Here is an 18,320-nt window from a genome sequence, read left to right on the forward strand (position 1 = left end):
CGGTTTGCACCGCGAAGTACCTGTTTTTCAAGGCGTGAGCAAGATTGAAGGCTGCGTTGACCGCGTCACCTGGGAATCGTATCGACAAGTATTCAACGGGAAGGTCGATGAGATGACAGATATGTTTAAAACTGCAGCACGCAGCGCAGCGCAACAGATGCGAGAGGTGTTTCCCGCCACCCCCTTGATGCGCAACGAACATCTGTCAGAAAAATATGACGCTGACATATGGTTGAAACGCGAAGACCTAAGCCCCGTTAGATCATATAAGTTGCGCGGAGCGTTCAACGCGATGCGCAAAGTGATCCCCGAGAAGTCTGTTTTCGTTTGTGCAAGCGCGGGCAACCACGCCCAAGGTGTTGCATTTATGTGCAGTCATTTCGGTGTGAAAGGTGTGATTTTCATGCCCGTCACGACGCCTCAACAGAAAATTCAGAAAACCAAGATGTTCGGTGGGCTTCAGGTCGAGGTTCGCTTGATCGGCGACTACTTTGATAAAACGCTCGCCGCGGCGCAGCAGTATTGCGTGGAAGAGGGTGCGCATTTTCTGTCTCCTTTCGATGATGAAGATGTCATTGAGGGGCAAGCCTCCGTTGCGGTTGAAATAGAGGAGCAGTTAGGGCGCGTGCCCGACCACATTCTGCTTCCCGTTGGTGGCGGCGGTCTTTCGTCCGGCGTTTACAGCTATTTTCAAAATGCGTGCCGGTATAGCTTTGTTGAACCTGAAGGGGCCCCTAGTTTGGCCAAAGCTTTGGTCGCGGGTGCACCGGTGGATGTGTCTCCTATCAATAGTTTCGTCGATGGGGCCGCGGTCGCAAAAATTGGCCAACGTAACTTTGCACGGTTGGATCGTGTCGCAGAGAGTGATGTGATACATCTGGCCGAAGACCGCATCTGCGTCACGATCATCGAAATGCTGAATGTTGAAGGCATCGTGTTAGAACCTGCTGGTGCCCTTTCTATTGAGGCGCTGGGCGAAGTAGCTGACCAGATCAAGGGCAAGACCGTTGTATGCGTAGCATCCGGCGGAAACTTCGATTTTGAGCGTCTGCCAGAGGTGAAAGAGCGTGCGCAGCGGTACTCCGGCGTCAAGAAATATTTTATTCTGCGGATGCCGCAGCGCCCTGGTGCGCTGAAAGAATTCTTGAGCATTCTCGGCCCGGACGATGACATCTGTCGGTTTGAATACCTGAAGAAGTCTGCGCGAAACTTCGGCTCTGTCCTGATCGGAATTGAAACACGCAGCCCTGGCAGTTTTGGGCCGTTCTTGGCGCAACTGAAGGACGCAGGGTTTACCTACACGGACATCACGAATGACGAAACCTTGGCTCAATTTGTTCTATAGGCGCACTGCAGGTCCCCGTGTTTGATAGGAAATGTTCTTTCGATTTTTCATAGCTGGAAATTATCTCCTTCCGAATAGATGTGATTTGATGGCTGTCGGCAAAATTGCTTTCGGCCTGCGCGCATTGTTCTGATAATTCGACAAACCCCACGCTTAATGCGCTGCCCTTCACGAAGTGAAGTATGTCGCGAAACTGATCGGTCGTTATGCCCATCGTTAGCTGAGCATTGGCTTCTTCCACCTCCTTAAAAAACACGCACATAATTGTGCTGAAGTCGTCGCGCCCAACAGCGGTTTTCAAGGTCGCGACCTGTTCCCAGTCAATCACTGATTCGCCCTCTTTCTCCGGCCAATGTGGGGCAAAATTCTTAACAAAACGTGCAGGGCGATCATCACTTAAAAACTTTTGGGCTTCACCGAATCTTAATCTGTCGTTGGCTAGGCTCGGGGTGAAGTTGTCGAAAGCTTGTGTATGTTGCAGAACAAGATTGAAAAAATTGCCCGACCAAAGACGCCGCAGCGGTTTCGCGCGATCAAAACAGCTATGGTTGTCGACGATAGCGCGCTGCAACGGCGAATCTTGATGGCGACACTGTCGCGATGGGGATTCGATGTGCAGGAAGCGGCCTCTGCTGAAGAAGCATTGGCAGTCTGCGAACAAAATCTACCGGATCTGATCATCAGCGATTGGATTATGCCGGGTATGTCGGGGCTAAAATTTTGCGAGGCGTTTCGCAAACTTTCGAAGGGCAGCTACGGGTACTTCATTTTACTGACGGCAAAATCTGATAAATCCGAGGTGGTTAAAGGGTTGGACAGCGGTGCGGACGATTTTGTCAGCAAGCCAGTCAACGTTGACGAGCTACGCGCGCGAATTATGGCCGGCGAACGCATTTTGACGATGCAGCGTGAATTATCGTCGAAAAACCGTGTCATTACTGAAGCTCTGGACGCGTTGCAACACGTACATGACGCATTGGATCGGGACCTAGACGAGGCGCGAAAGTTTCAGAAATCCCTTTTGCAGGAACCGTTTTGCGCCTTCGATGCGGGTGCCGTGTCTTTGATGCTCAGGTCTAGCGGGCATGTAGGGGGCGATCTGGTGGGATATTTCACAGCGGGAAATAGCATCGGGATCTACGGGCTAGATGTGTCCGGTCACGGGGTGAGCTCGGCTCTGATGGCCGCCCGATTGGCCGGTATATTTTCCGCCGTTGCACCTGAGCAAAACCTGGCATTGGCACGCCAATCTGACGGGACGTATAAAATGCGCCCGCCCGACCAAGTAATCGCCGAGCTGAACAGCCTAGTGCTCTCTGACATGGAATCGGAGCAGTATTTCACACTTTTCTTGGCGGAAATTGAACTTGATACCGGCAGGATCAGGGCAACCCAGGCCGGCCACCCGCACCCTTTCATTCAGAGACGCAACAGCAGGTTGGAAAACTTTGGGAGAGGCGGGCTCCCCGTAGGGCTGATTGCCGATGCGCAATATGAAACAGTCGCGAGCCAGCTTTACCCTGGCGACCGCCTGATCGTGCTTTCCGACGGGGTGACGGAATGTCCTGACCCGATTGGGCAAATGCTGGACGATAATGGTTTAAATCAGGTTCTACATGATCTGCACCCCATCAGGGGGCCGCTTTTCTTTGACGCGCTCACGTCGCGGCTAGAAGATCATGCGGGGACGGCTGACTTTCCTGATGATGTTTCCGGCATCTGCTTCGAATTTCAGGACCTTGCCGCCAGAAACCGTTCAAGAAAGTGCCGATCCCCATCGTTGCCTAGCACCGAAACGGCCTCTTCCCCCGACAGAACAACTGTTGCGTGGTCAGGCTCTATCGGGGGGGCAATATGACGGACGGGATGGGCGACATAGACATGGCAAATTTTCTCGGCCCAGATGTCATACTCCGGCATATAGACGTATCGCCGGAATGCCCCCAACCGGCGGGGGCGCGCAATGGTCCAGCCAATCTCTTCTATCACCTCGCGGTGGAGCGTTTGGAGAGGCGATTCACCGGGGTCAATGCCACCGCCTGGCAACTGAATATCAACATGTGGCCTAAGCTGGGCGGTCATCAAAAAGCGGCCCTTGAGGGGCAAAATCGCATAGGCTCCGGGGCGCGACGTGTATGTTTTTCCCGGAATGGGCGGTTCCCCAACGCGTCGCATCATATGACTCCCCCTTTTCGCACGGCTTGTTGCCCTTATATAGACGCGGTATGCCAACCGTCTGCCGGTAAGGAAAGTCAAATGACCCAAGGAAACAAAATCGCGTGGGACGACACCGTTCTACCCTTTCAACTCGATGCCTCTGATATTCGGGGGCGCGTCGCGCGTCTGGATGGCGTGCTGGAAGGGATTTTGCGTCAGCATGACTATCCCGAAAAGGTAGAGGCGTTGGTCGCCGAAATGGCTTTGCTTACGGCGCTGATCGGGCAAACCATTAAGCTGCGCTGGAAATTGCAGCTGCAGGTCCAATCCAAAGGGCCCGTGCGCATGATTGCGACAGATTACTACGGCCCGACGGAGGATGGTGAACCCGCGCGCATCCGTGCCTACGCCAGCTATGACGCCGACCGGATCACCGATGGGCCGGCCTTTGATCAAGTGGGCGAGGGGTATTTTGCTATTATGATCGATCAGGGCAACGGGATGACCCCCTATCAGGGGATTACGCCGCTTACCGGTAAATCGCTGTCCGAATGTGCAGAGGCGTATTTCGCGCAGTCCGAACAGCTGCCCACACGGTTTGAGCTGAGCTTTGGCAAATCCACCTCCCCGGGGGAGGATGAGCATTGGCGCGCCGGCGGTGTTATGCTGCAACATATGCCCAAAGCCTCGCCCTTTGCCGCGCAAGGGGAAGGCAGCGGCGAGGTGCTGCAAGCCACTGATCTGGTCGACGGTGAAGAGGGGGATAACTGGCGCCGCGTCAATGTCTTGCTGGATACGGTAGACGAGCTTGAACTGATTGGGCCGAGCCTGCCGCCGACAGATCTTTTGAAACGTCTGTTTCACGAGGAGATGCCCCGAGTATTCGACGCGCAGGCGGTCCGTTTTGGCTGCACCTGCTCCGAAGATCGTGTGCGGCAAAGCCTGTCGATCTATTCGGCGGGGGATATCGAAACGATGACGACAGACGACGGCCGCGTCACGGCCGACTGCCAGTTCTGTGGCGCGCATTATGATCTGGACCCGAAAACAGTCGGGTTCGAGGCAGAAGACAACAGTGGCAGCTGATCAGCTCGCCCATTTTCGGAAGGCGCTGGCGCAAACTGGTGTCACGTCTTCCGATTTTGACCTTAACAAAGGGTCTACGCCACCGGCGAACCGGACATTGCGGCCAGCTGGCGTTTTGGCCCCGATCGTTGAACGGGGCGGGCGGTTGGAACTTATCCTGACCAAACGGTCGTCCGCACTAAAGCACCATCCGGGGCAAATCGCCTTCCCGGGCGGCAAGCAGGATGGCGGTGATGCAGATGTTGTTGCCGCAGCCCTACGCGAGGCGCGGGAGGAAATCGGCCTGCCCTCGGATCTGGTCGACGTTTTGGGTACGCTGCCCGCACATGAGACAGTTACCAACTTTCTGGTGACGCCCGTCATTGCCTTCGTGAAAGAAGACTTCGAAATTATCCCCGAGCCCGGCGAAGTTGAGGAAGTCTTTACCGTTCCACTTGATCATGTGCTCAACGCCGAAAATTACGTGGTCCAGTCGCGCCGGTGGCAGGGGCAGCGACGGTATTATTACACGGTTCCTTATGGTCCCTATTACATTTGGGGGGCAACCGCGCGTATGTTGCGGGCATGGACAGAACGAATGATGTGACCCTTCCCGCCAGCACGCGCTGGCTTTCCGACCCCGATGCCCAAGCCGTATGCGATGCGGTGGCGGACGGCGGGCATGCGATCTATTTTGTCGGGGGCTGTGTGCGGAACGCGCTTTTGGGCGTGGCGGATAGCGATGTCGACATGTCGACCAATGCATTGCCCGAACGTGTCATGGCTCTTGCCGCGCGCGCTGGGCTGAACGCCGTACCGACGGGCGTGGAACATGGAACTGTCACCGTGGTCAGCGGCGGTAAGGGGTTCGAGGTGACAACCTTCCGCCGGGACGTGGAAACGGACGGGCGACGTGCGGTTGTCGCTTTTTCGGACAGTATCCTCGACGATGCGTTGCGCCGAGATTTTACGATGAACGCGCTTTACGCAGATGCGCAGGGGCGGGTGATCGACCCGCTTGAAGGTCTTGTTGATTTGCGCGCGCGGCGGGTGAGGTTTATCGAGGATGCCGCCCAACGTATCCGCGAAGATTACCTGCGCACCTTGCGCTATTTCCGGTTTTGCGCGTGGTATGCGGACCCGGTCGAGGGCTTCGATCCGGAGGCTTTGGCCGCGATTGCAGCGCATACCGACGGGTTGGAAAGCCTGTCGGCGGAGCGGATCGGAGCAGAGCTTACGAAGCTGTTAACCGCGCCGGACCCTGCGCCAGCGGTCGCGGCGATGCGCCAAACCGGCGTTTTGGGGACAATTCTGCCGGGGAGCGATGACCGCTGGCTCGGGATGGTCGTGCATTTCGAACAGCTGTTGCAGATGTCTGTGGACTGGCGAACGCGGCTGGCAGCGCTTGGCGGTGAGGATATCGACCAGCGCCTGAGGTTGAGCAAGGCAGACGCGAAACACCTGCATCGGCTGAAAGAGGCGGCATATGGCTCAGAGACGGTGGCCGCGATTGCCCATATCGACGGCGGCGATATGGCGCGCGCGGTTGTTGTGCTGCGCGCCTGCCTGTCTGAAACGCCACCCGATGCGGCTGTGCTTGATCGTATCGCGCAGGCCGAAGCTGCCGTATTTCCCGTGCAAGCTGCTGATTTGATGCCGGAATACACCGGCCCTGCTTTGGGCAGGCGGCTGGCCGAGCTTAGGGCGCTCTGGATCGCTTCGGGGTTTGCGGCGACGCGCGACAGTTTGTTGGACACGCCAGAAAGCTGACGCAACCTGTGGTCTTTTCGGCGCGGCTCTTTCTATAGTGGCGGTGAACACGCGCCCTACAGGTGAATTATGTTTCGATTTTTCGAAAATCTTGTCGATCCCTATGCGGACTACGCCGAGCAAGACACGCCGCCCACGCGGCTGTGGCCCTTTTTCCGCAACTACAGCGCGCCGTTCAAAACGGTGTTCTGGGTCACGGGTGTGCTTTCCGTTGTGGTCGCGGCGATCGAGATCGGCTTGATCTACTATATGGGCCGTCTTGTCGATCTGATGGACGGCAGCCCGGCCGAGGTATGGCGTAGCTATGGGACGGAGTTTATCGTCGTCGCGCTGCTTATCCTGATCGCGCGGCCTGCTGTGCAGGCGGTCCATGTGTTACTCTTGAACAACGCTGTGTTGCCAAATTACGGCACACTTTTCCGGTGGCGCGGACACCGGCAGGTGCTACGGCAATCGGTCGGCTGGTTCGAGGATGACTTTGCCGGGCGCATCGCCAACCGCATCATGCAAACGCCCCCCGCTGCGGGGGAGGTCGTGTTTCAGGTCTTTGACGCGATTTCATATGCACTGGCCTATCTCATCGGCGCAGCGATTTTGTTAACCACGTCGGACTGGCAACTGCTGATCCCCTTGGTCGCGTGGTTCGCGCTTTATGCTGTGCTGACCCAATGGACGATCAAGCGTGTGGCGGTCGCGTCGCAGGCCGCGTCAGATGCGCGGTCAGAGGTGACGGGCCGCGTGGTCGACAGTTACAGCAACATTCATTCGGTCAAGATGTTTGCGCACCATGACCGCGAGATTGAATATGCCAAGGGCGCCATCGAGAAGGCGCGCGTCACTTTTCAAAAGGAAATGCGGATATTCACCATCATGGATATCTGTCTGGTCAGCTTGAACGGTTTGTTAATCGTCGGGGTTGTAGGCTGGGCGTTCTATCTTTGGTCAACCGGCAATGCGACGGTGGGCGTGGTGACGGCCGCGACGGCGCTGACACTGCGGTTGAACTCCATGACCGCCTGGATCATGTGGGCGCTTTCGACGTTCTTCCAGCAGCTTGGCGTCGTGGCCGAGGGGCTTGAAACGATTGCGCAGCCAATCACCTTGGTTGACGACAGCGATGCCAAGCCGCTGGCCCTGACCGACGGGCGGGTGGAGATGCGCGGGCTGACCCATCATTATGGCCGTGGTTCGGGCGGGTTGGATCACGTGGATATCACCGTGCAGCCGGGGGAAAAGATCGGCCTGATCGGGCGGTCGGGCGCGGGCAAATCGACCTTGGTCAAGCTGTTGCTGCGGTTTTACGACCCCGAAGGCGGACGCATTCTGATTGACGGGCAGGATATCACCACCGTCCGGCAGGACAGCCTGCGGCAGGCGATCGGGATGGTGCAGCAGGACAATGCCTTGCTGCATCGATCGATCCGCGAGAATATCCTTTACGGGCGTCCCACCGCGACGGAGGCGGAGGTGATTGCCGCAGCGAAACAGGCCCAAGCGCATGATTTTATTCAGGAGTTGAACGATCAGGGCGGGCGGTCCGGCTATGACGCGCAGGTTGGCGAGCGGGGGGTGAAACTGTCAGGCGGGCAGCGGCAACGCATCGCGCTGGCACGGGTCATCCTCAAGAACGCGCCGATCCTTTTGCTGGACGAAGCGACGAGCGCGCTTGATAGCGAGGTAGAAGCCGCGATCCAGCAGACCCTGTACGGCATGATGGAGGGCAAGACCGTCATCGCCATTGCGCATCGCCTGTCCACCATCGCTGAAATGGACCGTATTCTGGTCATGGACGGGGGCCGTATCGTCGAAGAAGGCACGCATGAGGTGCTTTTGGCGCAAGGCGGGCTATATGCAGATTTCTGGAACCGGCAATCCGGCGGGTTCCTTCGCACAGAAGAGCCGACATCGTAATGCCTTTGACATGGATCGACCCGTTTTCCCCCGCCACGACAGAGCCGCCGCGCCGTCTGGCGGCCTTTTTTCGTTGGGCATTGAAGGGCAGCGGCCCTGCGCTTGGCGTCGCCGGGGTGCTGTCGATTTTCGCCGGCGTGATAGAGGTGATGGCCGCCCTGGTCCTTGGGTGGGTTGTGGATGCGGCGCTTGCCGCCGAGGCGGGGGCCGTATTCTCGGATCATACGGGGCTGCTCTTGGCGGGACTGGCGTTCTTTTTGCTGCTGCGTCCGGCGCTGTTTGGTGTCAGTTCGTATATGCAGTCGATCGTGGTCGCGCCGAATGTGTTCAACCTCGTGCTGTCGCGCTTGCATCGCTACACGCTGGGGCAGGCAGTCACGTTTTTCGACAATGATTTCGCGGGCCGGATTTCGCAGAAGGAAATGCAGACCAGCCGCGCGCTGACCGATGTCGTGACCGAGGTGCTGCATACGGTGCTCTTCGCCGCCGCGTCCTTTGTCGGCGCGGTGATGCTGCTTGGAACCGTGGATTGGCGCATCGCTGCGGGGCTGGTGTTTTGGATGGTGGGCTATGTCTTCCTGATCCGCCACTTCATGCCACGGGTCCGCAAACATTCCAAAGCGCGGGCAGGGGCGCGCGCGATGGTGACGGGGCAGGTGGTCGATACGATCACCAACATCAAAACCGTAAAGCTCTTCGCCCATGCCGATCACGAGGACCGCGCCGCCTTGGGGGCGATGCGCAAGTTTCTGGATACGAGCCTCGATTTCGGGCGGGTGAGTGTCTCTTTCCGGTTCTGGCTGATGACGATTGCGGGATTTTTGCCGGTGCTGCTGGTGGGGGGTGCGCTTTGGTACTGGTCGCTGGGTCTGGTGACGGCGGGTGATATTGCGGCGACGGGGGCGGTGTCGCTTCGGCTGGCGCAGATGACGGGCTGGGTCAGTTTCACGCTGATGGCGCTTTATGCGAATGTGGGCGAGGTCGAAGACGGGATGCGCACGCTGGCCGCGCCGCAGCAGCTGCGCGATATAGACGGCGCGGCAGAGCTGGAGGTGCGCGAAGGGGCGATCCGCTTTGACGGGCTGCGCTTTACCTATGGCCGCGATACGGGCGGTATCGAAGAGCTGAGCCTATCGATCAAACCGGGAGAGAAGCTGGGCATCGTCGGCGCATCGGGGGCGGGGAAATCGACGTTGGTGTCGCTTTTGTTGCGGCTCTATACGGCGGAACAGGGTCACATTTCGATTGATGGGCAGGATGTCTCGGGTGTGACCAAGCAAAGCTTGCGGCGTCAGATCGGGATGGTCACGCAGGAGACGGCGATGTTCAACCGGTCGGCGTTCGACAACATCCGCTATGGCAAGCCCGACGCGACAAAGGCAGAGGTCATCGCCGCCGCACGTAAGGCCGAGGCGCATGAGTTCATCGAGAAGATGCAGGACCACACGGGCCGCAGCGGCTATGACGCGCATCTGGGGGAACGGGGGGTGAAGCTGTCGGGCGGGCAACGTCAGCGTATTGCGCTGGCCCGCGCGATCCTCAAGGACGCGCCGATCCTGATATTGGACGAAGCGACAAGCGCGCTGGATAGCGAGGTCGAAGCCGCGATCCAAAGCGCGCTGACCCGCGTGATGGAGGGCAAGACCGTGATGGCCATCGCCCACCGTCTGTCGACCCTGACCGAGATGGACCGCATCGCCGTGATGGACGCGGGCCGGATCGTAGAGATCGGCACCCATGAGGCCCTGCTTGCCAAAGACGGGCTTTATGCCCGCTACTGGCGGCGGCAGTCGGGCGGGTTTTTGGATATGAAGGCCGCAGAATAAGGCTTTTGCTGCGCCCGGCTTCGCGGTAAGCCCTGCGCATGACAGAATATACAATCCAGCGACTTGGCCACTTGGGCGACGGCATTGCGCCCGGCCCTTTATTTGCCCCTATGACCCTGCCGGGCGAGGTGGTGACAGGCACGCCTGACGGTCAGACCCTGACCGACATCCGTATCGTCACCCCGTCAGAGAACCGGGTGTCGGCGCCGTGTCGCCACTTCAAGGCCTGTGGCGGCTGCCAGTTGCAGCATGCGTCGGATGATTACGTCGCGGATTTCAAGCTGGGCGTGGTCAAGGCGTCGCTGGATGCCCACGGGATAGAGACTGTTTTCAAGCCACTGCAAACCTCGCCCGCGCAATCGCGCCGTCGGGCCACCTTTGCGGCGAAACGCACCAAAAAGGGCGCGATGGCCGGTTTCCACGGGCGCGGGTCTGATGTGGTGATCGAAATTCCCGGGTGTCAGTTGCTGGACCCTGCGGTGATGGGCGCGCTGCCGATTGCCGAAAAGCTTGCCGTGATCGGCACCAGCCGCAAGGCTGCTCTTGCTGTGACGGTGACCGCGTCGCGCGGGGGGCTCGATATCTCGGTCCAGAACGGGAAAGAGCTGGATGGCCCCTTGCGGCAAGAGCTGGCGCATCTGTGCGACAGTCTGGGGCTGGCGCGGCTGACCTGGGACGGCGAGGTGATCGCAATGCGCACGCCACCCGTACAGCGTTTCGGTGCGGCCAAGGTGACACCTCCGCCCGGTGCCTTCCTGCAAGCCACTCCGCACGGAGAGGCGGCGCTTGTCACCGCCGTGCGCGAGGCTGTCGGTGAGGCGCGCCATGTGATTGACCTGTTTGCGGGCTGCGGCACGTTCAGCCTGCCCCTGGCCGATCAGGCAGAGGTACACGCCGTCGAAGGTGACGCCGCCATGACCGCCGCGCTGGATCACGGGTGGCGCATGTCGACGGGGCTCAAACCCGTCACGACAGAGGCGCGCGACCTGTTCCGCCGCCCCTTGCTGCCGGACGAGCTGGCCAAGACCGACGCCGTGGTCATCGACCCGCCGCGCGCGGGGGCCGAGGCCCAGATCGCCGAGATCGTCAAAGCGATGCCGCCGGTGCTGGCCTATGTGTCGTGTAACCCCGTCACCTTCGCGCGGGACGCCGCCGTGCTGATTGCCGCCGGTTATACGTTGAATTGGGTGCAAGTCGTTGATCAATTCCGCTGGTCCTCCCATGTGGAGCTGGCAGCGCAGTTCACTGCGCCGGAAGTACAACGCAAACGTAAATAACGCAGATCTATGGTGGGCACGGTAAACATGCGGGAACGTCTGGGAAGATGGGTCGAAGGGCGGGCCGTCAGCAATTTCATCATCGGTGTGATCGTGTTCAACGCCGCCCTGCTGGGGATGGAGACAGCCCCCGCCCTGATGGAGAAATACGGCACGCTGATCCTGTTTCTTGATCGCGTCTGCCTGTTCATTTTCATCGCCGAGATCACGCTCAAGATTATCGCGCGCGGGGTCGGGTTCTTCCGCAACGGCTGGAACGTCTTTGACTTTACGGTCGTTGCCATCGCGCTGGTGCCCGCGGTGCAGGGGCTGTCTGTCTTGCGGGCGCTGCGTATCCTGCGGGTTTTGCGGGTGCTGTCCGTCGCCCCGCGTCTGCGCCGCGTCGTCGAAGGGTTTATCACCGCGTTGCCCGGTATGGGGTCGGTGTTCCTGCTGATGACGATCATCTTTTACATCGGGTCCGTGATCGCGACCAAATTGTTCAGCGACCAGTTCCCCGAATGGTTCGGGTCATTGCCCGCCAGCGCCTATAGCCTGTTTCAGATCATGACGCTGGAAAGCTGGTCGATGGGGATCGTCCGCCCGGTGATGGAGGTCTACCCGTATGCCTGGGTCTTCTTCGTGCCGTTTATTCTGGTCACGACCTTCGCCGTGGTGAACTTGCTGGTGGGTCTGATCGTGAACTCGATGCAGGACGCGCATAACGAGGAAGAGACCGTGCGCACCGATGCCTACCGGCTTGAGGTGATGGAAAAGCTGGAAGCGATCGAAAAGAAGCTGGCAGAGCATAGCCGACAGTAACGGCTTTTTGACCGCATCGATATTTGCTACATGATAGGGCATCCACATAAGGCCGAAAAGGTCGCGGAACGAGGCATAGTGAACATGAAACGCAGAAACCTGATTCTGGGTGGCACCGCGCTGGTCGCGCTTGGGGCCTGCAGCAGCAGTAAATTCAAACGGTACAACGGGCCGCAGGTCACCTATGTGATCGTCAACAAGGGCGACCGCCGGATGTATCTGATGCACCATGACAAGGTGCTGGAATCATACGATATCAAACTGGGGTTCGCGCCTGTGGGTCACAAGGTGTACGAAGGTGACGGACGCACGCCCGAAGGGATCTATATGATCGACCGGCGCAATCCGAACAGCCGGTTCCACCTGTCGATCGGCATCAACTACCCCAATGAAATGGACCGCGCCCGCGCGGAAGCTTTGGGCAAAAGCCCCGGTGGCGATATCTTTATCCACGGTCAAAAGACCGCCAAGGACAAGAATCGCACAGATTGGACGTGGGGATGTATCTCTGTCTCGAACGACGAGATGGAGGAGATCTATGCGATGGTCGGGGATAACACCCCCATCGCACTGAACCCCTGATATCTAGTTAAAAGCGGGGGTGACCTTGGCGGTCACTTCCCCATCACCATGGTCCACCAGATCTTGCCGTTGTTTTCCTGGTGCCAGGAAAAGCCCATGTTCAAAGCGTCCTTCGACATGATGATGCGGCGGGTGTCCGGCTTCTCCATCCACGCGGCAAGTGTTTCGAGCTCAGTCTCGTAGGTTTCCGAGATGACTTCGCCGACCAGCGCGCCAGTGTATCCTACACGTTGGATACGATCGACAGGGGACGACCCGTCAGACCCGAAGTGCCAGGGGCGGTTCTGCACCGCCATATCCCGAGAATGGGTCGCGGCGGCGGCGTTCAGTTGCGCGTCCAGTTGAACGGGTGCCAGACCGGAGGCACCGCGCAGCGCGTTCACGGAATCGAGCATGCGGAACTGCAGCTTGCCGGTATCATTGCGCCCGATCTTATAGACGGTAGGGCCGGGGCGACCGTCGGATGCAAGCGGGGTCGGTGCAGGGGTACAGGCCGCCAGCGCCACGGTCAGGGAAATAAGGATTGAAAACAGACGGATCATGGCGCAGCTCCACGCAATTGGGTTTGTCGTGCCATACAGCTTGATGCGTTGCAGATCAAACGCACATGAGCGTGAGCGCGCCTGTTAACGCTTGTTTGATTTGAAACTGCGACTTTCGAGCCATATACGACAGTATTATACTAGGTTGTAACTACCTTCAGGAGACATCTGATGTCTGATAAGAAATTTACCCTTTCGTCGCGCCGTGCTTTCCTTGCTGGCAGCGCCGCGATGCTGGCAACGCCCGCGCTGGCGCAAAGCAGCGTCAACAGCGAAGCGACGACGGAGACGGAGCGTGATCTGACCGAGACGGTGCGTCGCAACACCTCCAGCTTCCGCACGCTGGATTGGCAGCCTTACTTCAGCGACACCAAGAACGGGGCCATTCTTGTCGATATCGACAGCCGCGCGGTGCATTACTGGTCTGAGGATCAGTCGATCTACAAGCTGTACCCCTCAAGCGTACCGCTGACCGAGGAACTGACCCGCCGTGGGCGTACCAGCGTGATCCAGAAGGTCGTCGGCCCCACATGGCGTCCGACCCCGTCGATGCTGGAACGCAACCCAGAGTGGCCAGCGGTGATCGGGCCGGGCCCTGACAACCCCTTGGGCACCCACGCGCTGTACCTGAGCTGGACGTACTACCGTATCCATGGCACGCATGACACACGCAAGATCGGGCGTCGTTCGTCGAATGGGTGCATTGGCCTGTACAATGAACATATTGCTGAACTTTTTGGCATGGCGAACGTCGGCACCCAAGTGTTGCTTATTTGACAACTTTTTAGCGATTGTGGTGCTCAAAAGCTGAATCCGGGTTTGCAATTACCCGCTGATGCTGTTTAGAAAGTTTTACGAGGTAAGTCTTGGGCGCGTGCTATCACACTGTGAAGTACGCCTTTTCTGGAGGTTATGTTATGAAGAAACTCGTTCTCGCCGCTGCTCTGACAGCTGCTGCATCGAATGCATTTGCTGGTTCGCTGGCAGAGCCAATCATCGAAGCACCCGTCATCGTTGAAGAGTCCACCTCTTCTTCCTCGGGCATCCTGATTCCTCTGCTGCTGCTGGCCGTTGTTGCTGCTGCAGTTGCTTCCGACTAATTCGGTCGAAGTTTCAGTTAGAAAAAGGCGGTGTTCTACACCGCCTTTTTTTATGTCTGCCGTTTGGCATCAGATGACAAGCGGACAAAAGAAAAGCGCCTGTAGCCACAGGCGCTTTCATTGTTTTCAGGTCCAAGCGGCGCGGGGGATTAGTCGACCCAGCCTTGCAGGTTTTCCTCGATCACATTGGACAGCGCCTTGATGTGCAAGTCGTCGTCATTGAGGCAGGGGATATAGTGAAACTCCTCCCCGCCCGCGTGTTCAAAGCTTTCCTTGATCTCTTCGTTGATCTCTTCCAGCGTTTCGATGCAATCGGCTGAAAAGGCAGGGGCACAGACCGCGATCTTCTTGTTGCCGGCTTCGGCCTGCCGCGCGACCTCTTCCACCGTATAGGGCTGCAACCATTCTTCGGGGCCGAATTTCGACTGGAAGGTCGTCATGATCTGGGTGTCGTTCCAGCCCAGCCGTTCCTTCAGCAGGCGCGTCGTTTTCTGGCATTGGCAGTGATAGGGATCGCCCTCCATCAAATAGCGCAGCGGGACACCGTGATAGGAACACAGCAGCTTGTCGGGCTTTGTCTCCATCTTGGCGTAGGCCTTCTCGATCGAGGTGGCGAGCGCTTCGATATAATCGGGGCGGTCGAAATAGGGTTCAACCGTGCGTGCGGCGGGCTGCCATTTCTCTTTGGCGAGCGCGGCGAAAAACGCGTCATTCGCGGTGGCAGAGGTGGCACCGGCGTATTGCGGGTACAGCGGGAAGAACAGGATCTTCTGGCAGCCCGCAGCGGTCATCGCCGCCACCTTGGATTGGGTCGACGGGTTGCCGTAGCGCATGCAGTAATCGACCATGACTGCGTCACCATACCGCGCCTGCATCGCGTCTTTTATCTTCGCGGTTTGTTGTTTGGTGATGGTCATCAGCGGGCTTTCCCCCGCCTCGTGGTTCCAGATCGACTTATACGCGGCACCGCTGGTGAAGGGGCGTTTCGACAGGATCACCAGCTGAAGCAGCGGCTGCCATTTCCACGGGCTATAGTCGATCACGCGGCGATCCGACAGAAATTCCGACAGATAACGGCGCATTGACCAGTAATCATAGTTGTCCGGCGTGCCGAGGTTCGCCAGCAGGATACCCACCTTGGGGGCGGGCACGGTGGGGTGGTCAGGTTGTGCATGGGCTGGGCGCTGCTGCGTCATCTGGCATTCCTTTTCTGCGTTTAGCGCTGAGATAAACGGTTATGGTCGCGCGTCAATCGCGCAGCGGCGTTTCCGCCGTGGCCAGCGCATCGGCCAAGCGCTGCTGCGCAGAGCCGGGTCGCAGGGGTTTGGGCTGGCTGTCCGCCGGTGCCCAGCCCGCCAGAAAGACCAGCTCAAAGCTTGCTTTGATGCGCCCCTCTGGCGTGGCGTAGTGGTCGCGGTAAAGCTGCCCCGCCGCGTCAAAGAGCGCGCGGCCACTGGGGCGGCGCAGGCGGCTGGTCAGGGCGTTGGCCTCTCCCATGGCGCGCAGGTCGCGCATCAGGTGCCAGATATCGCTGTATTCTGTCGTCAGCGTCACGGAATCCGCCACCGGCAGCGCAAGCCCCGCCCGTTGCAGCAGCCCGCCGATATCACGCAACTCGGCCATAGGGGCGATCCGCGGCGACAGCCCGCCGGTGATCGACGCCTCGGCCTGACCCAGACAGGCGCGCAGCTCGTGCAGGGTCTGCCCGCCGAAACCGACGCTTAGGAACAGCCCGTCGGGTTGCAGGGCACGGCGCGACTGGATGATTTGACCCACCGGATCATTCGCCCAATGCATCCCCATCGCATGGACCACCAGATCATGCGCGCCCTGGGTCAGCGCAAGCGTATCGGTGTCCTCCACCAGCGTCGCGGAGGGGTGCAGCGCGCCCCAGACCTGCGGGAAGCCGGTGACAATCGCTGCTGACGTAAAGGTTCTGTTAACCAGCGACAGCCGATCATCGACCTCTTCAAGCGCGGCGCGGTGCAGGAACAGGGCGTCATCGGTGGCGCGGCGGCGGTTGCGGGTCAGCGCCGCGCGATCGGTCAGGGTGTGTGAAGCGTTCATGAAAGGATAATAAGATCATGCGAGACCAGTTACAAACCGCTGTTGCGCTGATTTACCCGCCGTCCTGTCTGGCGTGCGGGGCGTGGGTGGCTGCACATGGGGGGCTGTGCGGTCCGTGCTGGCGCGACACGGGGTTCATTGAAGGCGTGGTCTGCGAAACCTGCGGTATTCCCTTGCTGGGCGATCTGTCCGAGACAGACGTGCGCTGCGACGCGTGCCTTGCCGCGCCGCCGCCGTGGGACCACGGGCGCGCAGCCCTTTTGTACCGAGATACCGGCCGCCGACTGGTGCTGGCGCTGAAACACGGCGACCGTCAGGACATCGCCAAACCCGCAGGACACTGGATGGCGCAGGTGATCGCGCCCTTCGTCACGCCTGACACTTTGGTGGTGCCCGTGCCGCTGCATTACGCGCGGCTGTGGAAGCGGCGGTTCAACCAATCGGCCCTGCTGGCCCGTGCGCTTGCCCGTGAACACAAGCTTGGGTGGTGCCCCGACGCGCTGCGCCGCGTCCGACGCACCGCCGCGCTAGAGGGGAAGGGACGTCGTGAACGCTTTGCCCATCTGGATGGTGCGATCACCGCCCATCCCCGCCGCGCCGACCTGCTGCGTGGCCGTCCGGTGCTGCTGGTGGATGACGTGATGACATCGGGGGCGACATTACAGGCATCGGCGCGGGCCTGTCTGGAGGCACGCGCAGGGCCAATCTGCGTCGTGACACTGGCAAGAGTGGTAAAAGATACTTAAGTCTTGATCCAACCCATTTGTTGAAAGGACATCAACATGCAACCTGTTGAGATCTATACCTCCCCGCTGTGCGGCTTTTGCCATGCCGCCAAACGTCTGCTGAATGAAAAAGGCGTGAGCTTTGCCGAGGTCGACGTGCTTGCCCAGCCAGAGCGTAAGTCCGAGATGATCGAACGTGCCAATGGCGGGCGCACCGTGCCGCAGATCTTTATCGGCGACACCCATGTCGGCGGCTGTGACGACCTTTACGCGCTTGAGCGAGCGGGCAAGCTGGACGCTTTGTTGGCCTCCTGATGCAGGCGGCGCTGATCCAGCTGAACGTTAGCGATACACCGGCCCGCAATCTGGCGGGCACGGTAGAGATGGTGCGCGATGCTGCGGCGCAGGGGGCGGCGTTTGTCCTCACGCCCGAGGTCACGAACTGCGTCTCGACCAGCCGCGACCACCAGCGCAGCGTTTTGCAGCACGAAGACGATGACATCACCCTCGCCGCCTTGCGGGATGTGGCGCAAGAGGCGGGCATCTGGCTGCTGATCGGATCGCTTGGGCTGAAAACGCGGGATGCGGACGGGCGCTTTGCCAACCGGTCGTTCCTGATTGATCCGCAGGGGCAGATCAAAGCCCGCTACGACAAGATCCATATGTTCGACGTGGATATCGACGCAGGCGAAAGCTACCGCGAATCGGCAGGCTACCGCCCCGGCGATCAGGCGGTTGTGGCGCAGACGCCCTTTGCCAAAGTCGGGATGAGCATCTGCTATGACGTGCGTTTCCCCAAGCTCTATCAGGCGCTGGCGGATGCGGGGGCCACGATCCTGACTATGCCCGCCGCGTTTTCGCCTGTGACCGGTGCCGCGCATTGGCACATGCTGCTGCGAGCCCGCGCGATCGAGACAGGGTGTTTCGTGTTAGCCCCCGCGCAGACAGGCACCCATGCCAGCGACAGCCACAAGACTCGCGACACCTACGGCCATTCGCTGGTTGTTGCCCCGTGGGGCGAGGTGCTGCTGGATGCAGGCACCGCGCCGGGCATTTATCCGTTCACGCTGGACATGGCGCGTGTACAAGAGGCACGTACCCGCGTACCCAGTCTTGCCAACCGGCGGGATTTCAAGGCACCTTAGTAACGGC

Annotated in this window: 19 protein-coding genes and 1 pseudogene; 15 read left to right on the plus strand and 5 right to left on the minus strand. The window is 59.4% G+C overall.

What is annotated here, in order from left to right; genetic code table 11:
• Positions 1-112: 112 nt before the first annotated feature.
• Positions 113-1,345, plus strand: a complete 1,233-nt coding sequence (gene ilvA / locus AADW22_RS02015) for a threonine ammonia-lyase IlvA (RefSeq protein WP_407474568.1) — start codon at positions 113-115, stop codon at positions 1,343-1,345.
• Here ilvA and AADW22_RS02020 read toward each other — a convergent pair.
• Positions 1,308-1,916, minus strand: a complete 609-nt coding sequence (locus AADW22_RS02020) for an Hpt domain-containing protein (protein WP_407474145.1) — start codon at positions 1,914-1,916, stop codon at positions 1,308-1,310. The genes ilvA and AADW22_RS02020 overlap by 38 nt on opposite strands.
• A gap of 12 nt (positions 1,917-1,928) precedes the next feature.
• Between AADW22_RS02020 and AADW22_RS02025 the strand changes: the two are divergent.
• Positions 1,929-3,065: pseudogene (locus AADW22_RS02025) on the plus strand (SpoIIE family protein phosphatase); the annotation flags it as partial.
• An 11-nt stretch (positions 3,066-3,076) separates the two neighbouring features.
• Here AADW22_RS02025 and AADW22_RS02030 read toward each other — a convergent pair.
• Positions 3,077-3,523, minus strand: coding sequence for an NUDIX hydrolase (locus AADW22_RS02030; protein WP_407474146.1), 447 nt, complete (start codon positions 3,521-3,523; stop codon positions 3,077-3,079).
• Between the two features lie 78 nt (positions 3,524-3,601).
• Here AADW22_RS02030 and AADW22_RS02035 point away from each other — a divergent pair, with 78 nt between their 5' ends.
• The 8 genes from AADW22_RS02035 to AADW22_RS02070 all read left to right on the plus strand — a co-directional run bounded on the left by AADW22_RS02035 (position 3,602) and on the right by AADW22_RS02070 (position 12,734).
• The gene (locus tag AADW22_RS02035; RefSeq protein WP_064217215.1) at positions 3,602-4,588 is read left to right on the plus strand and encodes an Hsp33 family molecular chaperone HslO; all 987 of its coding nucleotides are present in this window, start codon (positions 3,602-3,604) and stop codon (positions 4,586-4,588) included.
• Positions 4,578-5,174, plus strand: a complete 597-nt coding sequence (locus AADW22_RS02040; protein ID WP_304950054.1) for a CoA pyrophosphatase — start codon at positions 4,578-4,580, stop codon at positions 5,172-5,174. Before AADW22_RS02035 ends, AADW22_RS02040 begins: the two co-directional genes overlap by 11 nt.
• On the plus strand, positions 5,153-6,337 hold the full coding sequence (locus AADW22_RS02045; protein WP_407474147.1) for a CCA tRNA nucleotidyltransferase: 1,185 nt from the start codon (positions 5,153-5,155) through the stop codon (positions 6,335-6,337). The genes AADW22_RS02040 and AADW22_RS02045 overlap by 22 nt, the downstream gene beginning before the upstream one ends.
• A 69-nt stretch (positions 6,338-6,406) precedes the next feature.
• A complete protein-coding gene (locus AADW22_RS02050) occupies positions 6,407-8,248 on the plus strand; it encodes an ABC transporter ATP-binding protein (RefSeq protein ID WP_407474148.1) in 1,842 nt (613 codons plus the stop codon).
• Positions 8,248-10,074 carry an ABC transporter ATP-binding protein gene (locus AADW22_RS02055; protein ID WP_407474149.1) on the plus strand — a complete coding sequence of 609 codons (1,827 nt, stop codon included), beginning with the start codon at positions 8,248-8,250 and terminating at the stop codon, positions 10,072-10,074. The genes AADW22_RS02050 and AADW22_RS02055 overlap by 1 nt, the downstream gene beginning before the upstream one ends.
• A 38-nt stretch (positions 10,075-10,112) precedes the next feature.
• Entirely contained in the window at positions 10,113-11,351 is a 1,239-nt protein-coding gene (locus AADW22_RS02060; protein ID WP_005850822.1) for a class I SAM-dependent RNA methyltransferase, read from the plus strand.
• A 9-nt stretch (positions 11,352-11,360) separates the two neighbouring features.
• Complete coding sequence (locus tag AADW22_RS02065; protein ID WP_005850824.1) at positions 11,361-12,152, plus strand: ion transporter; 792 nt, start codon at positions 11,361-11,363, stop codon at positions 12,150-12,152.
• A gap of 84 nt (positions 12,153-12,236) precedes the next feature.
• Positions 12,237-12,734, plus strand: a complete 498-nt coding sequence (locus AADW22_RS02070) for a murein L,D-transpeptidase family protein (protein ID WP_005850826.1) — start codon at positions 12,237-12,239, stop codon at positions 12,732-12,734.
• Between the two features lie 32 nt (positions 12,735-12,766).
• On the opposite strand, the gene AADW22_RS02075 is transcribed toward AADW22_RS02070, so the two are convergent.
• Positions 12,767-13,276, minus strand: a complete 510-nt coding sequence (locus AADW22_RS02075; RefSeq protein ID WP_005850828.1) for a CAP domain-containing protein — start codon at positions 13,274-13,276, stop codon at positions 12,767-12,769.
• Between the two features lie 171 nt (positions 13,277-13,447).
• Here AADW22_RS02075 and AADW22_RS02080 point away from each other — a divergent pair, with 171 nt between their 5' ends.
• Together AADW22_RS02080 and AADW22_RS02085 are read left to right on the plus strand one after the other, a co-directional pair.
• A complete protein-coding gene (locus tag AADW22_RS02080; RefSeq protein ID WP_037942384.1) occupies positions 13,448-14,053 on the plus strand; it encodes a L,D-transpeptidase in 606 nt (201 codons plus the stop codon).
• 140 nt (positions 14,054-14,193) lie between these two features.
• Positions 14,194-14,376, plus strand: a complete 183-nt coding sequence (locus AADW22_RS02085; RefSeq protein ID WP_005850832.1) for a hypothetical protein — start codon at positions 14,194-14,196, stop codon at positions 14,374-14,376.
• A 149-nt stretch (positions 14,377-14,525) separates the two neighbouring features.
• On the opposite strand, the gene hemH is transcribed toward AADW22_RS02085, so the two are convergent.
• Positions 14,526-15,572 (minus strand): ferrochelatase, encoded by a 1,047-nt coding sequence (gene hemH / locus AADW22_RS02090; RefSeq protein WP_407474150.1) that lies wholly within the window; start codon positions 15,570-15,572, stop codon positions 14,526-14,528.
• Between the two features lie 52 nt (positions 15,573-15,624).
• The gene (locus tag AADW22_RS02095; protein WP_407474151.1) at positions 15,625-16,443 is read right to left on the minus strand and encodes an SAM-dependent methyltransferase; all 819 of its coding nucleotides are present in this window, start codon (positions 16,441-16,443) and stop codon (positions 15,625-15,627) included.
• Between the two features lie 17 nt (positions 16,444-16,460).
• On the opposite strand from AADW22_RS02095, the gene AADW22_RS02100 reads away from it, so the two are divergent.
• The 3 genes from AADW22_RS02100 to AADW22_RS02110 are packed head-to-tail and all read left to right on the plus strand — an operon-like array spanning position 16,461 to position 18,313.
• Positions 16,461-17,189 carry a ComF family protein gene (locus AADW22_RS02100; RefSeq protein WP_184583722.1) on the plus strand — a complete coding sequence of 243 codons (729 nt, stop codon included), beginning with the start codon at positions 16,461-16,463 and terminating at the stop codon, positions 17,187-17,189.
• 36 nt (positions 17,190-17,225) lie between these two features.
• Positions 17,226-17,483, plus strand: a complete 258-nt coding sequence (gene grxC, locus AADW22_RS02105) for a glutaredoxin 3 (protein WP_005850844.1) — start codon at positions 17,226-17,228, stop codon at positions 17,481-17,483.
• Positions 17,483-18,313 (plus strand): carbon-nitrogen hydrolase family protein, encoded by an 831-nt coding sequence (locus AADW22_RS02110; protein ID WP_407474152.1) that lies wholly within the window; start codon positions 17,483-17,485, stop codon positions 18,311-18,313. Before grxC ends, AADW22_RS02110 begins: the two co-directional genes overlap by 1 nt.
• Positions 18,314-18,320: the final 7 nt, after the last annotated feature.

This window comes from Sulfitobacter sp. PM12 (assembly GCF_045586035.1).
In the GTDB taxonomy this organism is placed as follows: domain Bacteria; phylum Pseudomonadota; class Alphaproteobacteria; order Rhodobacterales; family Rhodobacteraceae; genus Sulfitobacter; species Sulfitobacter pontiacus.

Excerpts from the sequence above, each read along its gene's own strand:
- AADW22_RS02060 (WP_005850822.1), top strand. The coding sequence starts at position 10,113 with ATGACAGAATATACAATCCAGCGACTTGGCCACTTGGGCGACGGCATT.
- AADW22_RS02050 (WP_407474148.1), top strand. The coding sequence starts at position 6,407 with ATGTTTCGATTTTTCGAAAATCTTGTCGATCCCTATGCGGACTACGCC.
- AADW22_RS02085 (WP_005850832.1), top strand. The coding sequence starts at position 14,194 with ATGAAGAAACTCGTTCTCGCCGCTGCTCTGACAGCTGCTGCATCGAAT.
- AADW22_RS02070 (WP_005850826.1), top strand. The coding sequence starts at position 12,237 with ATGAAACGCAGAAACCTGATTCTGGGTGGCACCGCGCTGGTCGCGCTT.
- AADW22_RS02075 (WP_005850828.1), bottom strand. The coding sequence starts at position 13,276 with ATGATCCGTCTGTTTTCAATCCTTATTTCCCTGACCGTGGCGCTGGCG.
- grxC (WP_005850844.1), top strand. The coding sequence starts at position 17,226 with ATGCAACCTGTTGAGATCTATACCTCCCCGCTGTGCGGCTTTTGCCAT.
- AADW22_RS02065 (WP_005850824.1), top strand. The coding sequence starts at position 11,361 with ATGGTGGGCACGGTAAACATGCGGGAACGTCTGGGAAGATGGGTCGAA.
- ilvA (WP_407474568.1), top strand. The coding sequence starts at position 113 with ATGACAGATATGTTTAAAACTGCAGCACGCAGCGCAGCGCAACAGATG.
- hemH (WP_407474150.1), bottom strand. The coding sequence starts at position 15,572 with ATGACGCAGCAGCGCCCAGCCCATGCACAACCTGACCACCCCACCGTG.
- AADW22_RS02035 (WP_064217215.1), top strand. The coding sequence starts at position 3,602 with ATGACCCAAGGAAACAAAATCGCGTGGGACGACACCGTTCTACCCTTT.
- AADW22_RS02030 (WP_407474146.1), bottom strand. The coding sequence starts at position 3,523 with ATGATGCGACGCGTTGGGGAACCGCCCATTCCGGGAAAAACATACACG.
- AADW22_RS02095 (WP_407474151.1), bottom strand. The coding sequence starts at position 16,443 with ATGAACGCTTCACACACCCTGACCGATCGCGCGGCGCTGACCCGCAAC.
- AADW22_RS02080 (WP_037942384.1), top strand. The coding sequence starts at position 13,448 with ATGTCTGATAAGAAATTTACCCTTTCGTCGCGCCGTGCTTTCCTTGCT.
- AADW22_RS02110 (WP_407474152.1), top strand. The coding sequence starts at position 17,483 with ATGCAGGCGGCGCTGATCCAGCTGAACGTTAGCGATACACCGGCCCGC.
- AADW22_RS02100 (WP_184583722.1), top strand. The coding sequence starts at position 16,461 with ATGCGAGACCAGTTACAAACCGCTGTTGCGCTGATTTACCCGCCGTCC.
- AADW22_RS02045 (WP_407474147.1), top strand. The coding sequence starts at position 5,153 with ATGGACAGAACGAATGATGTGACCCTTCCCGCCAGCACGCGCTGGCTT.
- AADW22_RS02055 (WP_407474149.1), top strand. The coding sequence starts at position 8,248 with ATGCCTTTGACATGGATCGACCCGTTTTCCCCCGCCACGACAGAGCCG.